This is a genomic window from Stenotrophomonas sp. (assembly GCF_050737575.1).
Lineage (GTDB): Bacteria > Pseudomonadota > Gammaproteobacteria > Xanthomonadales > Xanthomonadaceae > Stenotrophomonas.
The window spans coordinates 127374-145621 of the sequence record NZ_JBOHXW010000002.1 but is presented as its reverse complement, the minus strand read 5'-3'; the positions used below and the strand labels follow the sequence as shown (position 1 = coordinate 145621).

The following is an 18248-nucleotide window of genomic DNA, read 5'->3' as shown; positions in this document are numbered from 1 at the left end:
TCTCCAGCGTCAAGTTGTTCACCCGCAGGTACAGCTGCGGCGGTACAGCTGAAAACAGATGGTTGAATCGACGTACGCGGCCGGTAAGTTCATGTAGAACAACCCTGTCTCCTACAACGCGGGGACAGTGCGGTCCAATCCATTGCCCGCGTGTAGCACACAAAAAAAAGCCCACAAGCGTTGGCCTGTGGGCCTCTTCCAACTTTATTGAATGCAGTGGAAACGAGAGGACGAAATGCCTGTTCATCAGCGCCTTGTTCTGGCGTTTCAGCCCTTCCGCATCAAAACGGGGATCCCCGATGCTGTATCCAACTGCACTGAGAAGGGGGAAAGGAACCCCGGCACTGCCGGGGTTCAAGGGGCTACGGATAAAGACCTATTGACGGGCTACCAGGTTCACGCCGGTATATGCATTCTTGGGCGGCGGGTTGCCAATGGGCGGGAACAGCGGTTGCACCTTTGGCCCTATCAGCTTGATGTAGTACGTGCCCGCCTTGGGCGCGGTAAAGCGGACCGTCTGGCTGGTGGTTTTGCTACGGCTGGAACGGGCGTCATAGTCCGTGCTAGTCGGCTCCCGCTCGTGGCCGACATACATGAATACCTCACCCGTGCCGCCATAGGTCATGAACGAGAGCACCTTGCCAGCCTCGGCCTGGAAGCTGTAAAGCACTTCATCACCTTCAACACCCGTCAACGGCGAAACTACTTGTTTGTTGACCAGTGCAGTCGCATCGGGACCACACGTCTCGGCTTCAGGGTTGCAGGGCACCTTGGTGGCTTCGGCCAATGCTGCATCCACGTTGAGAATGCCAGCACCGATACTTGTGTTGGCCGGAATCGTGACGGGGAACGGGCTCGCAGTCTTGCGCAGAAGGTCACGCATCTGCTGCCAGGTCAGCGGTGTCTGAACCACGCTCTGGATCATCGCCGCCGCGGCTGCCGCATGCGGCGAAGCCATCGAAGTACCGATGAAACCACTAAGCCTCCAATTTGCCTCCCCCTCCAAGGGTCGGGTGGTTCCCCTATTGATCATCTGCCAGACACCGCCATTGGGATTGCCATCGGCCGCATCGCCTGCCGGTGCTGCGAAATCCACGCGGGGGCCATGATTGGAAGCGGAGTATTTGCCGCCGGTATAACGAGAACCACCTACCACGATCACGTTCTTGCACGACCCCATGGTGTGGTCGCCAGCCACTCCATTACTGTTGCCGGCAGCCACCATGATGATGGCGCCCAGGCTGTTGGCCTTGTCAATGGCTTCCTGGTAACTCGTAGGACAGGCCGCCGGGAGTGAACTTCCCAGGCTCATGTTGATGATTTCCGCTGGATTGGGATTCAGCGGCAACCCGGGCACCTCTCCGCCCGCTGCCCAGAGAATGCCGTCAGAGATGTCACTCCCGAATCCACCACAGGAGCCAAGCACGCGCACCGGCACGACCTTTGCCTTGTACGCCAGTCCGGCGACGCCCTTACCGTTGTGGGTTTCCTGGGCGACGGTGCCGCCCACGTGCGTACCGTGCCAACTACTGTCCGCTGCCCTGTGCGAACCATTTGCGGCCCAGCCCGAGCAGTAGTTCGCTTCAACCCAGTCGCCCTCATCCCAGCCCCCGGCCGCGCGCCCATCACTATCACGTCGGGAAACGCGCTTGTCGGTGATCATGTCGTAACCGGGCAGCACATTGTTCTGCAGATCCGGATTGCCACGGACAAAGCCGGTGTCGATCACCGCCACCACCACGCCATCACCCTGCGAACGCTCCCATGCCTGCGGCGCACGCACGCCGCTGATGGCATTGTGGAAATGCCATTGCAACCTCTGGTAGTCAGGATCATTCGGCGCGGCTGCGATGCGGTGGCTCACCATCGGCACCATCATCACGTCGATCTCGACGGATTCGACCGCAGGGTCCGCCTTCAGCTCGCGCATGAAGGCAGCTGCTTCGGCCCGATCCAATCGCCGTGAAGCGCGAAGGACATTCCAGCCGGGCATGGCCATCGAACGCTGGAAACGCATCTGTACCGCTGGCCGCGCTGACATGGTTGCCGTCGCGCGCACCAGGCGGTCAACGCCTGCACGCGATGCAGCCTTCATGGCGCCGATGTTGATCCGCGCCGCATCATGCCGTTCAACAGCACCGTCGCGGTACTTGACCACAAACCGATACGCACCGCCGTCATCGTTTCCGGGTTGCCCGAACTCGCGCAGCTGCCCGTCCTGCGGTGAAGCAGCCATGCCGTCGGAAACGCCCATTGAAGCCATCATCACACCCGCCAATGCCACACCAAACTTGATTCTGTTCATCTATTAGGTCCTTGGTCACAGGATTGAGTACTGCTGCATAAGACCTCCCGCCCCGCTGCCGCCCTTATGAAGGGGTGACAGTTGAGAAGGGAGGAAGGACAACGGGTTACCAGCCGAAGCCGGCACCGATACCGATGGAACTGTCGTCACCGCTGAAGGCGCCGCCCAAGGTGACCGTGGCGCGGTCACTGATGGCACGTTGGTAGCCAATCGACAGTGCCGATTCACCGCCCTGGAAGCCCACACCCGCCCCCAGGCGGTTCTGCGTGCGCAGGCCGGCGGCACTGGTGGCCATGTTCAACATCGCCGCACCCATCGCGCCCTGACGATCCAGTCGTCGGTCGACATGACGCAGACGCTTGTCCATGTCATCGCGCAACCCGGTGAAGCTGTCATTCAAGCCGCTCATCTGGCTGTCGGTATAGGCATTGGCCGAAGCGATGCCGGTGTCCAACTGCTGCTTGTTGACCGCATCGGTAGCCTGCGTGCCGGCAGCGACATTGGTGATCTGACGCTCGCCGCCAACGGTTCCCACCGACACCGTATTGGCACGATCAGCAACCGCGCCCTGGCCCAGGGCAACTGCGCCCTGTGCGGTGACGCTGGCACCTTGGCCAATGGCCGTACCCGCCGTGGCAGTTACCGACGCGCTCTCACCCACCGCCACCGCGTTGTCTGCGTCCTGCGAAATGCTGGCATTTGCGCCGACTGCCGTGCTGCCATCCGCATGCACGCGAGCATTGCTGCCTATCGCGGTGTCATTGACGCCAATGGCCAGTGCGTCATGGCCGATGCCGGTACCCTTCACATCCGGTGCGGTCGCGCGATCACCCAGCACCACGCCACCGCCGCTGGGACCACCTGGACCGCCGCCGTCACCGCCGCCGTTTTCCGCCAGATAGTTGTTGATGGTGGTCACCTGTCCGTCCAGCGCGCGCAGTGCATCACCCACGTTGTTGAAGCTGGAACCCTGGATGACATAGGTCGGGGCCACGAACACGCCCTGCATGCCCATCGCCGCGCCGCCGCCCAGGATCGTGGCCATGGAGCTCAGCGATTGATACAGCTGACCACCGTTGACCGCCTGCATGCTGCCCGTGGCAATGCGGCCTTCGGCCACGTTGTCGAGCGTGGTGCCCTGCAGGCCGGACAGCGTGATCACATCGCGGTTGGTGTCGTCATACACCACCGCATTGGTGGTGACGCTTTCGATAGTGCCAATGCGGCCATCCATATCGTTGACGCGGGTTTCCACCGCGCCCACGCGTTGGTTGGTCACATGCAGCTGGCCGCCGTTGACTGCATCGGTACTGCCTTCGGCAATACGGCCTGCACCGACGTTGACGATGCGACGTGTTGTCGGCCCGTTGATGCCGTCACCGCCACCTACCGACACCACATTGGCCTCGGTCGCTCGCGAACCTGCGCCCAGCGCAACCGAATTGGCACCCGACACGCCCGCATTGGCGCCGATGGCAATGCCGTTTACGCCATTGCTGGCAAATGCGCCAAAGCCAACCGCCACACCATTTGCCGCGGTGATGGCGCTGTTGCGGCCCAGCGCGGTGCTGTTCACGGCACGCGCGGAGGCATCAGTGCCCACCGCCGTAGCACCGGTTGCTGTCGCCTCGCTGGACATGCCCAGCGCCATGCTGCGCTCACCGCTGGCAACTGCCGCCGCACCGGCCGCCACGCTGTTGGTGCCGCTGGCCACCGCAGCGCCTTCACCATTGGCCTGGAAGTACTGGTTGGAGGTGCCAATGGCGTCGGCCAGTTCATCCAGCTGCGACTTGTTCACCGCGTCGGTGTCCTGCGTACCGGCTGCCACATTGGTGATCTGCCGCTCTGCACCGGCACTGCCCACCGACACCGTGTTGGCGCGGCCTGCAACCGAGTACGCACCCAAGGCCACGGCGTTGGCCGCATTGGCCTGCGCCGACACGCCCAGCGCCATGCTCTGCTGCCCGCTTGCCCGGGCGCGATTGCCCAGAGCGACCGAGCCTTCGCCGACGGCTGCTGCATCCGCACCCAAGGCCATCGAGTTCCTGCCGCTGGCCTCTGCGCCGACACCCAAGGCCAAGCTGCTCTCGCCACTGGCCACACTGGATGCACCCACCGCCACTGCCAGATCCGCACCGGCCAAGGCACCGTGCCCAGACGCCAGGCTGGAATTACCGGATGCCACCGCGCTGCTGCCAATCGCGGTGGCGTTGTCGCCCGCCGCCACGTTGTAATTGCCTACCGCCGTACTCTTCGCGCCGGTTGCCTGCGAGCCGACACCCGCGGCCATTGCACCTGCACCACTGGCCACTGCGTCGTCGCTGCCGTCATTCAAACCGTTGGCGGTGAAGTAGCGCTGCGTGCCATCGGCAACACTGGCCACTTCATCCAACTGCGACTTGTTCACCGCATCGGTGTCTTCGGTGCCAGCGGCGACGTTGGTGATCTGCCGCTCTGAGCCGGCGCTACCGACGGACACGGTGTTGGCCCGATCTGCCACCGAATCCGCACCAAGGGCGATACTGCGTTCCGCATCGGCCTGCGCGCCTGCGCCGAGTGCCACACTGCGCTCACCGCTGGCAACACTGGATGCACCCACCGCCAACGCATGGTCGGCACCTGCAAGCGCGCCATCGCCGGCGGCAAAGCTGTAGTTGCCGGAAGCCACTGAATTACTGCCAATCGCGGTGGCGTTGTCGCCATCCACCAAGTTGGCAAAGCCAAACGCGCTGCTGTTTTCACCATCAACCTGGTTGAAGTTGCCGACTGCCGAACTGTTCACGCCATTGGCGGTGTTCACATAGCCCAGTGCGCTGCTGTAATCACCACTGGCCACGTTGTAGCTGCCGACCGCCGTGCTCTGTGCACCGGTTGCCTGCGAACCAACACCCGCCGCCGTCGCACCTGCACCGCTGGCCACGGCATCGTCGCTGCCGTCATTCAAACCGTTGGCGGTGAAGTAGCGCTGCGTGCCATCGGCAACATCAGCGACTGCATCCAACTGCGACTTGTTCACCGCATCGGTGTCTTCGGTACCGGCAGCAACATTGGTGATCTGACGCTCGGCACCGGCCTTGCCTACCGACACACTGTTGTCGCGATCCGCAAGCGAACCTGCACCAAGTGCGACCGAGTTGGTCTTGCCGGCCTCAGCTCCCGTACCGATAGCCGTCGATTGCTGACCAAAGGCCATGGTGTTCGCACCGACCGCCGTGGTGTCATCGCCGAAGGCCCAACTGCCGCTACCGATCGCAACCGCATTGCTCGCACCGATATCAAAGGCACCGAAGCCGGTTTCAGCACCATCACCAATCGCCAGGCTGCCAGCACCCAATGCAGATGCGTTGCGGCCGACTGCAACGTTGCCCTCTTCATACGCCGCCGCGTTGAAGCCCACTGCCGTGGTGCCGGCACCTGCCGCAAAGCTCTCCGAGCCGGTCGCGGTGCTGTAATCACCCAGCGCAGTGGCGATTGCACCACTGGCAGTGGATTGATCGCCACTGGCCTGTGCACCGACACCCGTTGCGGTCGCGGCGAAGCCGCTCGCATCGGCGCTGGCACCCAGCGCGGTTCCGCCGACACCGGCACTGGTCGCCCCGGTGCTGACCGGCGCACCCTCGAACGTAATCAGCGGATCGCCGTTTTCGTCCACCGCATTGCCGCCCACGGCCACCGCACCAGGGCCGGTGGCGCTGGCGTTTTGGCCGAACGCAGCGCTGTTCTGGCCGCTGGCCAGGGCGTTCACGCCCATGGCGGTCGCGCCATCGGCTACTGCGTTCGCGCCGCCGCCAAAAGCGGATGCCCCATTGCCGATGGCGTTGGTTGCTTCACCTGCAGCCGTTGCGTTGTCACCTTCGACATAAGCACCGGCATCACTGTCGGCACTGCCGGTGGCCTTGAAGTACTTGTCAGTGTTGTCGGCCACCGCCGCCACGTCATCCAGCTGCGACTTGTTCACCGCGTCGGTGTCTTCGGTGCCGGCGGCGACGTTGGTGATCTGTCGTTCAAGGCCAACCCGGCCGACCGATACACTGAGATCGCGATCCGTCTCCGAAAGTGCGCCCAGCGCAACACTTCTCTCGTGGTTGGCCCGCGCCCCGAGACCCAGCGCCGTAGCAGCTTCAGCGGTTGCAGCCGCATTCGCACCGAATGCAGCTGCACTGATGCCCGTGGCATAGGACATGACGCCCACAGCGGTTGCATTCAAGGCTTCGGCGGATGCGCCGCTACCCAGCGCTGTTGCATATTTGCCAGTTGCAAATGTCGGACTGTGAATGATCATGTCGTCATCGACGATCTCATAAGCCCCGCCAATCGCGACTGCGCCATCCGCCGTGGTAAACGCAGACTGCCCCATGGCGATGCTTGAATTCCCTTCGGCGCGCCCACTGCCAAGCGCTATTGACACGTCACCCAAGGCATTTGCGCTAGCGCCGATAGCCGTACTTCCCCGGCCAACGGCATTGGACTCATTGCCAAATGCGCTTGCTGCTATACCGATTGCTGAAGCCTTGTAGCCCAGCGCACTGCTCCTCAAACTTTCAGCGCTTGCCTGATAGCCGATAGCTACTGCGCCGATGCCACTCGCATTGCTTTGGTGGCCAGCAGCCAGACTGGATTGTCCAATGGCAGCAGCCGCCTCACCCGCCGCAAAGCTGTCAGCGCCCGAAGCGATGCTGTTGCTACCCACCACAGTGGCGTTGTCGCCGTCCACTAGATTGGCAAAGCCAAACGCGCTGCTGTTTTCGCCATCCACTTGATTGAAATTGCCGACCGCGGAGCTGTTCACGCCATTGGCAGTGTTCACATAGCCAATGGCACTGGCGTAATCACCGACAGCGGCGTTGTAACTACCGACCGCCGTGCTCTCTGCACCGGTGGCCTGCGATCCAACACCTGCTGCAGTCGCGCCCTCACCACTGGCCACTGCATCGTCGCTGCCATCAGCCAGACCATTGGCGGTGAAATAGCGTTGCGTGCCTTCAGCAACATCAGCCACGTCATCCAGCTGTGACTTGTTCACCGCGTCGGTGTCTTCGGTGCCGGCTGCGACGTTGGTGATCTGTCGTTCGGCGCCGGCCGTGCCCACCGACACGCTGTTTTCGCGGTCTGCCAATGAGTAGGCACCCAGCGCCACACTATTGAATGCGTCTGCCTGCGCTCCCGAGCCCAAGGCCGTGCTGCGTTCCTCATTTGCGCCGGAGCCCGCGCCCAACGCGGCGGCGGCCTCGGCATTGGCAAACGCCCCCCAGCCTATTGCAGTTGCATAGTCGGCATTCGCCTGTGCGGCAGCGCCCAAAGCAATTGCGTTGTTTCCTCTTGCCGAAGTCGACCAGGCGATTCCATCGACGACGTCTTGCCCACCGATCGCAATGGATCGATCACCAATCGCCCGGGCGTTTGTACCGACGGCAATACTTTTCGTTCCAGCCGATATTGCACCAGAGCCAAGCGCTACAGACGTGTCGCCATCAGCAAACGAATACAGACCGACCGCAACTCCGCCATAACCAGTTGCCTTGGCATCAAATCCCTGCGCGACGGTTTCGTCGCCTTGTGCAAGTGCACCACTGCCCGAAGCTACGCTGTTCTGCCCAGCCGCCTGGGCGTCTCGCCCAAGAGCAAGACTGTTGTCTCCCGTGGCACTGGCATTCATTCCAACTGCACTGCTGCCCTCGGCCATTGCATTGGCGCCATTACCGACCGCAACAGCCCCCTTGCCAATGGCATTGGCGCCCTCACCAGCAGCGGTCGCGCCATCACCTTCTGCGTAGGCACCGGCATCACTCTCGGCGCTGCCGGTGGCTTTGAAGTACTTGTCAGTGTTGCCGGCCACCGCAGCTACATCATCGAGTTGCGACTTGTTCACCGCGTCGGTGTCTTCCGTACCGGCAGCGACGTTGGTGATCTGGCGTTCCGTACCGACATCACCCACCGATACGGTGTTGTCACGTTCGGCCACCGAATTGGCACCCAAGGCAACACTGTTGACCGCCATTGCCATGGAACGCTGACCGATGGCCGTAGCATCACGTGCGTCGGCCCAGCTACTGAAACCGACCGCCGTGGCGTAGTCACCCGTTGCCCATGCGCCACTACCGAACGCCGCTGCACCGTCGCCGGATGCTTCAGCATTGATCATTCCCAACGCATAGCCGCCCACTGCGGTCGCCGAATCACCTGACGCCAATGCCCCTGCACCTACGGCAAGGCTTTGGTTGCCCGTTGCCTCGGCCGCGTAACCAAACGCCTGAGCCATGTATTCGGAAGCCACAGCAAAACCGCCTACTGCGGTGGAGTTGTCCCCCTCTGCATTGGCCATCACACCGTTTGCAACGGACTGCTCACCCGATGCCTTCGCCAAGGCGCCTTGGGCAATTGCATACTCCCCGGTCGCCTGCGCATCCCAGCCCAGTGCCACGGCACTGTTGTTGCTGGCCACGCTGCCATGTCCGACCGCTACCGCATCCTCCGCCAAAGCCGAGGCCGCATCACCCAGCACCACGCTGTAATCGCCCGATGCGACCGAATTGCTGCCAATCGCCGTGGCGTTGTCGCCATCCACCAGGTTGGCAAAACCAAACGCATTGCTGTTTTCGCCATCGACCTGGTTGAAGTTGCCGACCGCCGAGCTGTTCGCACCATTGGCGGTATTCACGTAGCCCAGTGCACTGCTGTAGTCACCTTCGGCCACGTTGTAGCTGCCAACCGCTGTGCTTTCCGCACCGGTTGCCTGCGAACCAACACCGGCCGCCGTTGCACCCGCACCGCTGGCCACCGCATCGTCGCTGCCGTCATTCAAACCATTCGCGGTGAAGTAACGCTGCGTGCCTTCGGCAACATCGGCCACGACATCGAGCTGCGACTTGTTCACCGCATCAGTGTCTGCAGTACCCGCGGCGACGTTGGTGATCTGGCGCTCGGCACCGACGCTGCCGACTGACACCGTGTTGGCGCGATCAGCCTCCGAGTACGCGCCCAAGGCCACGGAATTGGCAGCATTGGCCTGCGCTGAAACGCCCAGTGCCATGCTCTGCCGCGCCGTTACCCGCGCGCGATTGCCCAAGGCAACCGACCCTTCACCGATGGCGGCGGTGTCCGCCCCCAAGGCCATCGCGTTCCTGCCGGTCGCCTGTGCAGCAACACCCATCGCCACGCTGTACTCGGCACTGGCCGCACTGGATGCACCCATCGCCATGGCACCGGTACCCGTGACCACTGCATCGTCGCTGCCATCGGCCCGGCCATTGGCGGTGAAGTAGCGCTGCACATTGCCGGCGACAACGGCCACCGCGTCGAGTTGTGCCTTGTTCACCGCATCGGTTGCGGCCGTGCCGGCAGCAACATTGGTGATCTGACGCTCGCCGCCAACGCTGCCCACGGAAACGCTGCCGGCACGGTCAGCCACCGAATTGGCGCCCAGCGCGACACTGTTGTCTGCGTTCGCACGCGCGGATGCGCCAAAGGCGGTTGCATTGGCGCCCAACGCCACTGCGGTACCCCCCAATGCACAATCCTGCAGTTCCATGGCGCCTATCACCACACACTTGCCGGTGCCGCCCACAGCCAGTGATTGCGCCTGCACACCCGGGATGGCGAGACCTGCTGCCAACGCCAGAGCAACCGCGATGACCATCGCCTGCAAACGGTGGCTACCACTGCTGCGTTGATCCACCACCACGCCGGACGAATCGGACGATGCAAGTTCCGATGCCACCACCATCTGTCCCAACGCCTTGTTCCAAACCTTGCGATAGATCCGATTCATCACATTGCTCCTGAGTGGACTGTTTTTTGTGCTCACGAAGAAATCCCACCACCGGCGCGCATAGCCCTCTTCAAAGGCTCAGTCGGCACGGTGTTCCTGAGTTCCCTGTGCGGGGCGCGCCGGTGTTTGGCCGGTGGGCGGACGTCGCTTTGAATCCCCTTTCGTTGGCGATGTCTGCAGGACGGAGCGGAGTTGAAGACACGCGCTGCAGCGCCGTCAAATTTCTGACTGTCTGCCAAACAGTTGATGCACTCGTCACAAATCCCAAAATCAAATGAGATTTTCAGGAATAGATTTTTGGAAACAACGCTGTCCAATCACCCCCGGGTACAGACCGGCGGCGGTGCGTTGACGGCAAAAAAAAGGCCAAAAAAAACCCGCAGGCCTTGGCCTGCGGGCGTTTTCAAACTTTTTTCATTTCAACTGAAAATTTTCTCTGTGCAGCCTCAGCTCAGCCACACCAAACACGCGCATTGCGGAACATGCGCAGCCACGGCGAGTCTTCGCCCCAGCTGCCCGGCGCCCAGCTCAGATTGGCCGTGCGCGGGGTACGTTCCGGGTGCGGCATCAGGATGGTGACGCGGCCATCGCTGCTGGTCAGGCCGGTGATGCCGTCCGGCGAACCGTTCGGGTTCAGCGGGTACTGCTCGGCCACGCGGCCGTCACCGTCGATGTAACGCAGCGCGATGCTGGCGGCGGCCTGGTCCACGGCATTGTCGAACTCGGCGCGGCCTTCGCCGTGTGCCACGGCCACCGGCAGGCGCGAGCCGGCCATGCCACGCAGCAGGATCGATGGCGACTCCAGCACTTCCAGCAACGCGGTGCGTGCCTCGAACTGTTCGCTGCGGTTACGCAGGAACTTCGGCCAATGCGCGGCACCGGGAATGATGTCCTTCAGTTGGCTCATCATCTGGCAACCGTTGCACACGCCCAGCGCGAAGGTATCCGGACGCGCGAAGAACGTCGCAAACGCCTCACGCAGCGCCGGACGCTCCAGAACCGAGGTCGCCCAGCCACGGCCGGCACCGAGCACGTCGCCGTAACTGAAGCCACCGCACGCAGCCAGACCACGGAAATCCGACAACCGCACGCGGCCTTCAATCAGGTCGCTCATGTGCACGTCGTAGGCATCAAAACCGGCGCGCTCGAAGATGTTGGCCATTTCGATCTGGCCGTTGACGCCCTGCTCGCGCAGGATCGCCACCTTCGGCCGCGCACCCGTTGCGATGAACGGCGCCGCCACATCGTCGGCGGGATCAAACGCCAGCTTCGGCTTCAGCCCCGGTGCGTTGAAGTTGCGGGCAATGGCGCGCTCCTGATCGGCCGCTTCCGGGTTGTCACGCAGCTTCTGCATGGCGTGCGTCACCGACCACCAGGCATCAAACAATTCTTCCCAACGCCACTCGGCCAGGCTCTCGCCGCCCAGCTGCACGCGAACCGTCGGCGCAGTAGTGGGGCGTGCAATGCGCTGCGCGCATTCGGTCAAGGCATGACGCTCGACCAGGTCGGCAAACGCCGCGCGGTCTTCCTTGGCGATCTGCACCACGGCGCCCAGTTCTTCATTGAACAGGCTGCGGAACGGATCATCGCCCCAGGCATCGAGCACGATGTCCAGGCCCTGACGCGAGGCGAACGACATTTCACACAACGCGGCGAACGCACCACCATCGCTGCGGTCGTGGTACGCCAGCAGCAGGCCAGCTTCGCGTGCATCGCGGATCAATTCAAAGAAGCCACGCAGCAGCTGCGGATCATCCAGATCCGGCACTTCCCCGGCAAACGCCGGCAGTGCGCTGTGGTCGGCCTGCGTCTGCGCCAGGATCGAACCACCCAAGCGCTGTTTGCCCGCACCCAGGCCAATCAACCACAACTCGCTTTCGGTCTCGCGATCGAGCAGCGGGGTGAGTTGTTGACGCGCATCGGCCACCGGCGCGAACGCGGTGATGACCAGCGAAACAGGTGAAACGCTCTTATGCGTTTCACCGGGAACGGGGATCGGGGAACCGGGAATGACGGAGGACGGGGTACTTTCATTCCCACTTCCCTGTTCCCCATTCCCCGCAACAACCCACTGCGCCTGCATGGACAGAGAGTCCTTGCCCACCGGGATGCTGATATCCAGCTGCGGGCACAGCTCCATGCCCACGGCCTTGACCGCGTCGTACAGCAGCGCGTCTTCGCCGTTGTGACCGCACGCGGCCATCCAGTTGGCCGACAGCTTCACCGTATCCAGCGACTGCACCGGCGCGGCGCACAGATTGGTGATGGCTTCACCCACCGCCATGCGTGCCGACGCCGCAGCGTCCAGCAGCGCCAGCGGCGTGCGTTCGCCCAGCGACATCGCTTCACCGGCATAGGTGTCGAACCCGGCCAGGGTGATGGCCACGTCGGACATCGGCAGCTGCCACGGGCCGATCATCTGTTCGCGGGCGGTCAAGCCGCCCACGCTGCGGTCACCAATGGTGACCAGGAAGCTCTTCGAGGCCACGGTCGGGTGCGCCAACACGCGCAGGCCCGCCGCGTGCAGATCCACGCCGTCGGTCTTCAGCTGCGGCCAACGCGGCGCGGCCGGATGCGCGGTGTCGCGGTGCATCTTCGGCGCCTTGCCGAACAGCACGTCCATCGGCAGATCAATCGGTGCATCGGCCGGGATGTTGTCCGGCGTCGCGCCGTACGCCACCACCAGATGTTCCTTGGTGGTGGCAACGCCGACTGCCGCAAACGGGCAACGCTCGCGCGCGCAGATGTCGGTGAACTCGGCCAGACGCGCGGCCGGAATACCCAGCACATAGCGTTCCTGCGATTCGTTGCACCACAGTTCCAGCGGCGACAGCGACGGGTCATCGGTGGGCACCTTGCCCAGGTCGATCACACCGCCCACGCCGGAGTCATGCAGCAATTCCGGAATGGCGTTGGACAGACCACCGGCGCCCACGTCATGGAAGAACTTGATCGGGTTGTCGGTGCCCATGGCAACGCAACGGTCGATCACCTCCTGACAGCGGCGCTCCATTTCCGGGTTCTCGCGCTGCACGCTGGCAAAGTCGAGGTCTTCGGCGCTTTCGCCCGAGGCCACCGACGATGCGGCACCGCCGCCCAGGCCAATCAACATCGCCGGGCCACCGAGCACGATGACGACATCGCCTTCCTGCAGCAGCAGCTTGTCGACCTGGATGCGATCAATCGCGCCCAGGCCACCGGCCAACATGATCGGCTTGTCGTAGGCGCGGGTGATGTCGCCTTCCGGCAGCTCGAAGCTGCGGAAGTAACCCAGCAGATTCGGGCGACCAAATTCGTTGTTGAACGCAGCGCCGCCGAGCGGGCCGTCGAGCATGATGTCCAACGCCGGTGCCATGCGCGGGTTCAGCGCGCGCGGTGCTTCCCACGGCTGCGGCAGGGTCGGAATGCGCAGGTGCGAGACCGAGAAACCGGTCAGGCCCGCCTTGGGCTTGCCGCCACGGCCGGTAGCACCTTCGTCGCGGATTTCGCCACCGGCACCGGTCGCCGCACCGGGGAACGGTGCAATGGCGGTCGGATGATTATGGGTTTCCACCTTGATCTGGAACGCGCTGGGCAGCACCGCTTCGCTGCGGTACTTGCCGCTGGCCGGGTCCGGGCGATAACGCGCAGCCGGCTCGCCTTCAATCACCGCCGCGTTGTCGCTGTACGCGCTGAGCGTGTGCTGCGGCGTCTGCTGGTGCGTGTTCTTGATCATCTTGAACAGCGAGCGATCCTGCTCGCGTCCATCAATCGTCCAACTGGCGTTGAAGATCTTGTGGCGGCAATGCTCGGAGTTGGCCTGCGCGAACATCATCAGTTCAACGTCGGACGGATCGCGGCCCAGCTCGCCATAACGCTGGCGCAGGTAATCGATTTCGTCGTCAGCCAGGGCCAGGCCCAGGCGCTTGTTGGCCGCTTCCAGCTCAGCCAGCGCAATGCGCTCCAGCTGGCCACGCGCCAGGCTGGTGAACAGCGCCTGCGCCTGGTCGATGTCTTCCAGCAGCGATTGGGTCATCGGGTCGTGCAGCAGCTTGGCCACGGCGGCCTGCTGTGCCGGATCGGACGGCCAGCCGCTCAGGTCGATGCGGGTACCGCGCTCGACCCGCTGGATCGCCAGACCGGCACCGCGCACCAGCTCGGTGGCTTTGCTCGACCAAGGCGACAACGTGCCCAGACGCGGCACCACATAGCGCGACACCGCGCCATCCGCGCGTTCGGCAGCCTGTGGCTGGCCCTGCACGATGCGGCCCAGCGTGGTCAGGTCGACCGCGCCGGCATCGGCGGCTTGAGTGAAATAGACGTGCCAAGCACCGGTGATACGCAGATCGGCGGCGATGGACTGCAGGCGGGATTCAAGACGTTCGCGGCGGAACGGCGAAAGGGCAGCTGCGCCCTCGAGGACGATCATGTCCGGGAGACCATGGTGGGAATCGGGCCCGCCATTCTACCGGAGTCCGCCGCCCGGGCCCCGTTTCCTGCCAAGGCCGGTTCGGCGAGGGTTCGGCCAGCGCAAGCCGGCCACAGCAGGCTGTGCTCAGGAACCACATAAAAAGCAGCATTACATTCTGCCGCCGCTATCTTCAGGCCCGCCGGTGGCGCTGCCCCGGCCCGCCAGCCAGCGCCCTGCCGGCCGCCGGAATCCTCCCAAAACCCTTGCCCCTAGTGCTGGCGCGTGCCGCCAGCCAGCCGAAGGCGTGCCTCACCGCACGTCACCCGACAGGAGATTGACCATGACGGACCACCCTGCAAGCCGCGTTTCGGTTTCACCTCCCCGCCCCGCTACAGCGGGCCGGCGCCCTTGGCTGGCCTTGCTGGCCATCAGCGCCTTTGCGCCGTCATTGGCGCTGGCCGCCGACTGCACCGGCGTGAAAGCCTGGGCCGGCACCACCATTTACCAGCCCGGCCACACCCTGCAAAAGGGCGGCGTGCTGTATCAGGTCAATCACCTCATCTGGAACGCACCGCCCGATCATCCAGCCGGCCGCCGTTACTACAACAACCTCGGCCGCTGCGACGCGCCGACGGGGGGCGGCAATGAGAATGGTGGGAATGGCGGCGGCGCCAACCAGGCACCAACGATCACCCTGACCTCGCCGCGTTCCGGCGCCAGCTTCGCCGCTGGCAGCCCGATCACCCTGTCCGCCACCGCCAGCGACAGTGATGGCCATATCGGCAAGGTCGAGTTCTTCAACGGCAGCGTGTCCTTGGGCGTCGATACCCAGGCGCCGTACAGCGTCATCTGGCGCAACGCGCCGGCCGGCAGCCACGCCCTCACCGCCGTCGCCACCGACAACCGCAATGCCAGCACCCGCTCGGCCACGGCCCGGATAACCGTCACCGCCGAGAGCAAGGACACCACTGCGCCCAGCGTGCCGACCGGCCTGCATGCATCGGCGCAAACCCCGAACTCACTCCAACTGGTCTGGAATGTCGCCAGCGACAATCCCGGCGGCAGCGGCGTGGTCGGATATGACCTGTATCGCAATGGCAACTTGATCGCCTCGCCCAGCGCCGCGCGTCATCTGGACAACGGCCTGCGTCCGAGCACCTCCTACACCTACACGGTGCGGGCACGCGACAAGGCCGGCAATGCGTCGGCCCGCAGCGCTGCGGTGACGATCACCACTTCGGCGGAAGAAACCGGTGGCGGTAATTCGGGCGCGGGCAATGACGGCGACAAACGTGTCATCGGCTACTTCACCCAATGGGGCATCTACGGCCGCAATTACCGGGTCAAGAACATCGACACCAGCGGCTCGGCGGCACGCCTGACCCACATCAATTACGCCTTCGGCAACGTCCGCAACAACCGCTGCGAAGTCGGCGTCACCCAGATGGCCGATGCCAACAGCGGTGCCGGCGGCGACGCGTTTGCCGACTACACCAAGGCATTCGGCGCCAGCGAAAGCGTCAACGGCCGCAGCGACACCTGGAATCAACCGCTGCGTGGCAACTGGAACCAGCTCAAGCAGCTCAAGGCCAAGCATCCGCAGCTGAAAGTACTGATCTCGCTCGGCGGCTGGACCTGGTCGCGCGGCTTTGCCAGCGCCGCGCGCCCGGAAAACCGCCAGGCCTTTGTCGCCTCCTGCATCGACGCCTACATCAAAGGCAACCTGCCGTTCACCGACAACGCCGGTGGCCCAGGCGTGGCGGCGGGCATTTTTGACGGCATCGACGTGGATTGGGAATACCCGGCCGCCTGTGGCCTGAGTTGCGGCACGCCGGCAGACCGCGAGAACTTCAATGGCCTGCTGGCCGAGTTCCGCCGCCAGCTCGACGCCACGCGCCCCGGACTGCTGCTGACCGTGGCCGTGGGTGCAGGCATCGACAAAATCCGCGTCACCGATCCGGGCACGTATCAGCGGCATCTGGATTTCATCAACGTGATGACCTACGACTTCCACGGCGCCTGGGCACCCAACACCAACCACCACACCGCGTTGTTCGACTCCCCGGCCGATCCCTCCAGCGGCGATGCCAGGCACTACAACAGCAACGACGCCATCGAGGCCTACCTCCGCGCGGGCGTGCCGGCGTCCAAGTTGAATCTCGGCGTGGGCTTCTATGGCCGCGGCTGGACGCAGGTGCCCAACGTCAACAATGGCTTGTACCAAAGCGGCCGACCGGCATCGGGTCGCTACGAGGCCGGCATTGAAGACTGGAAGGTGCTCAAGAACCTCGGCTGGCCGGTTTATACCGACCAGGTTGCCAAGGCCACCTGGCTCTACAACGGCACCACGTTCTGGAGTGTGGATACGCCCGAGCTGCTCGCCGAGAAGATGGCCTACGTCAAGGCACAAGGCTTGGGCGGCACGTTCTTCTGGGAGTTCAGCGGCGACGACACGCAGGGCACGCTGGTCAACACCCTCAGCGATGGCCTGAAGTAAGTTCCTCGGGGATGGGGGAGTGAGATGCCCCTGCTGCTCAGGCAGCAGGGGCATTTCTTTTTGCCGACTCCTCGCCGAGCTTGGTTTTCCCTGTAGCGCCGAGCCATGCTCGGCGGGGGTTTTGCCGGGAACGCCTCTGCCGAGCATGGCTCGGCGCTACCGAACGCCGGTATTCCATCGCTCAAAAAGCAACGCGCCCCGCCTGTTGCCAGGAAGGGCGCGCTTTTATTTCCCGGCAGCAGCGCTGAACTCAGCGGCTGCCAGCGGCCGCGGTACCAATGCGCTCCAGCGCAGCCTTGATCTGTGCCGGCGGCAGGTAACCACCCAACTGGCTGCCATCGGCAGCGAAGATCGCCGGGGTGCCGTTGATGCCCAGTTGCTGGCCGAGGTTGTACTGCATGGCCACCGGATTGGTGCAGGTCTTGGACGGCACGGCCGCACCACCCTTGGCTGCAGTCAAAGCGGCCTTGCGGTCGTCAGCGCACCAGACCGAGATCATGTCGGTGTAATCCTTGCTGCCCAGGCCCATGCGCGGAAATGCCAGGTATTCGACGGCAATGCCGTTGCGGTTCAACTCAGCGATGTCCTGATGCAGCTTGCGGCAGTAGCCGCACTCGATATCGGTGAAGACGCTGATGGTGTACTTGGCATTCGGCGGCGCGAATACGATGCGGTCGGCATGCGGCAGGGTATCCAGCAGGCCGCGGCGGTACTGCAGCAAACCGGTGCTGGTGGCCATCGCACGCTTTTCGATGTCGTAGGGCTGCGACTGCATCAGGAAGCGGCCGTCATCGGTGACGTACAGCACCTGCCCGGACACGATCACCTCACGGAAGCCGGGGAACGGCGCCGCACCGATGTATTCCGGCTTGAAGTTGGGGTCCAGCTCCTTGAGCGCATCACGCACGCGCTTCTCTACCGGGCCGTCTGCAGCCGGAGCAGCGGCGCTGGCAGTTGCGGCGGTGGTCGGCGGCGTCTGCTGCGCGCAAGCGGTGAGGCTGACCGCAGCCAACAGCGTGGCAATGGCAATTCGGAACATCGGCAACCCATTCAGAGATAAAGAATTCGCGGATTCTCGCACACCGCTCCCACTGCCGTCGGCCCGCCCAGTGCTCGCTCCCATGCGGCATCTGGACAAATTTTCACCACCCGCTCGAAAGGCGTCTGTGCCAAGGGCTGCCGCCCTTTATCCACAACTTGTGCGTGCCCTACCGCACATGCGTTGTGGATAGCGGCCCGTACCCGCGCTGCTGACGGATGCTGGGATTCCGCTGCGCTGTATCCCAGC

The 18248-nt window shown here is 63.8% G+C and carries 5 protein-coding genes; 1 reads left to right on the top strand and 4 read right to left on the bottom strand.

What is annotated here, in order from left to right; translation table 11 throughout:
- Positions 1–376: 376 nt before the first annotated feature.
- The 3 genes from ACREP4_RS03840 to purL all read right to left on the bottom strand — a co-directional run bounded on the left by ACREP4_RS03840 (position 377) and on the right by purL (position 14481).
- Positions 377–2305 (bottom strand): S8 family serine peptidase, encoded by a 1929-nt coding sequence (locus tag ACREP4_RS03840; protein ID WP_431594892.1) that lies wholly within the window; start codon positions 2303–2305, stop codon positions 377–379.
- A gap of 106 nt (positions 2306–2411) precedes the next feature.
- A complete protein-coding gene (locus ACREP4_RS03835; RefSeq protein WP_431594891.1) occupies positions 2412–10073 on the bottom strand; it encodes an ESPR-type extended signal peptide-containing protein in 7662 nt (2553 codons plus the stop codon).
- A 451-nt stretch (positions 10074–10524) separates the two neighbouring features.
- Positions 10525–14481: a phosphoribosylformylglycinamidine synthase gene (purL, locus tag ACREP4_RS03830; protein ID WP_431594890.1), complete on the bottom strand. Its 3957-nt coding sequence runs from the start codon at positions 14479–14481 to the stop codon at positions 10525–10527.
- Between the two features lie 322 nt (positions 14482–14803).
- On the opposite strand from purL, the gene ACREP4_RS03825 reads away from it, so the two are divergent.
- Positions 14804–16960, top strand: coding sequence for a glycosyl hydrolase family 18 protein (locus ACREP4_RS03825; RefSeq protein ID WP_431594889.1), 2157 nt, complete (start codon positions 14804–14806; stop codon positions 16958–16960).
- A gap of 250 nt (positions 16961–17210) precedes the next feature.
- On the opposite strand, the gene ACREP4_RS03820 is transcribed toward ACREP4_RS03825, so the two are convergent.
- Positions 17211–17999 carry a DsbC family protein gene (locus ACREP4_RS03820; RefSeq protein ID WP_431594888.1) on the bottom strand — a complete coding sequence of 263 codons (789 nt, stop codon included), beginning with the start codon at positions 17997–17999 and terminating at the stop codon, positions 17211–17213.
- Between the last annotated feature and the right edge of the window lie 249 nt (positions 18000–18248).

Bases quoted from the DNA above. Each gene is read 5' to 3' on its own strand.
- ACREP4_RS03835 (WP_431594891.1), bottom strand. From the start codon at position 10,073: ATGAATCGGATCTATCGCAAGGTTTGGAACAAGGCGTTGGGACAGATG.
- purL (WP_431594890.1), bottom strand. From the start codon at position 14,481: ATGATCGTCCTCGAGGGCGCAGCTGCCCTTTCGCCGTTCCGCCGCGAA.
- ACREP4_RS03840 (WP_431594892.1), bottom strand. From the start codon at position 2,305: ATGAACAGAATCAAGTTTGGTGTGGCATTGGCGGGTGTGATGATGGCT.
- ACREP4_RS03825 (WP_431594889.1), top strand. From the start codon at position 14,804: ATGACGGACCACCCTGCAAGCCGCGTTTCGGTTTCACCTCCCCGCCCC.
- ACREP4_RS03820 (WP_431594888.1), bottom strand. From the start codon at position 17,999: ATGTTCCGAATTGCCATTGCCACGCTGTTGGCTGCGGTCAGCCTCACC.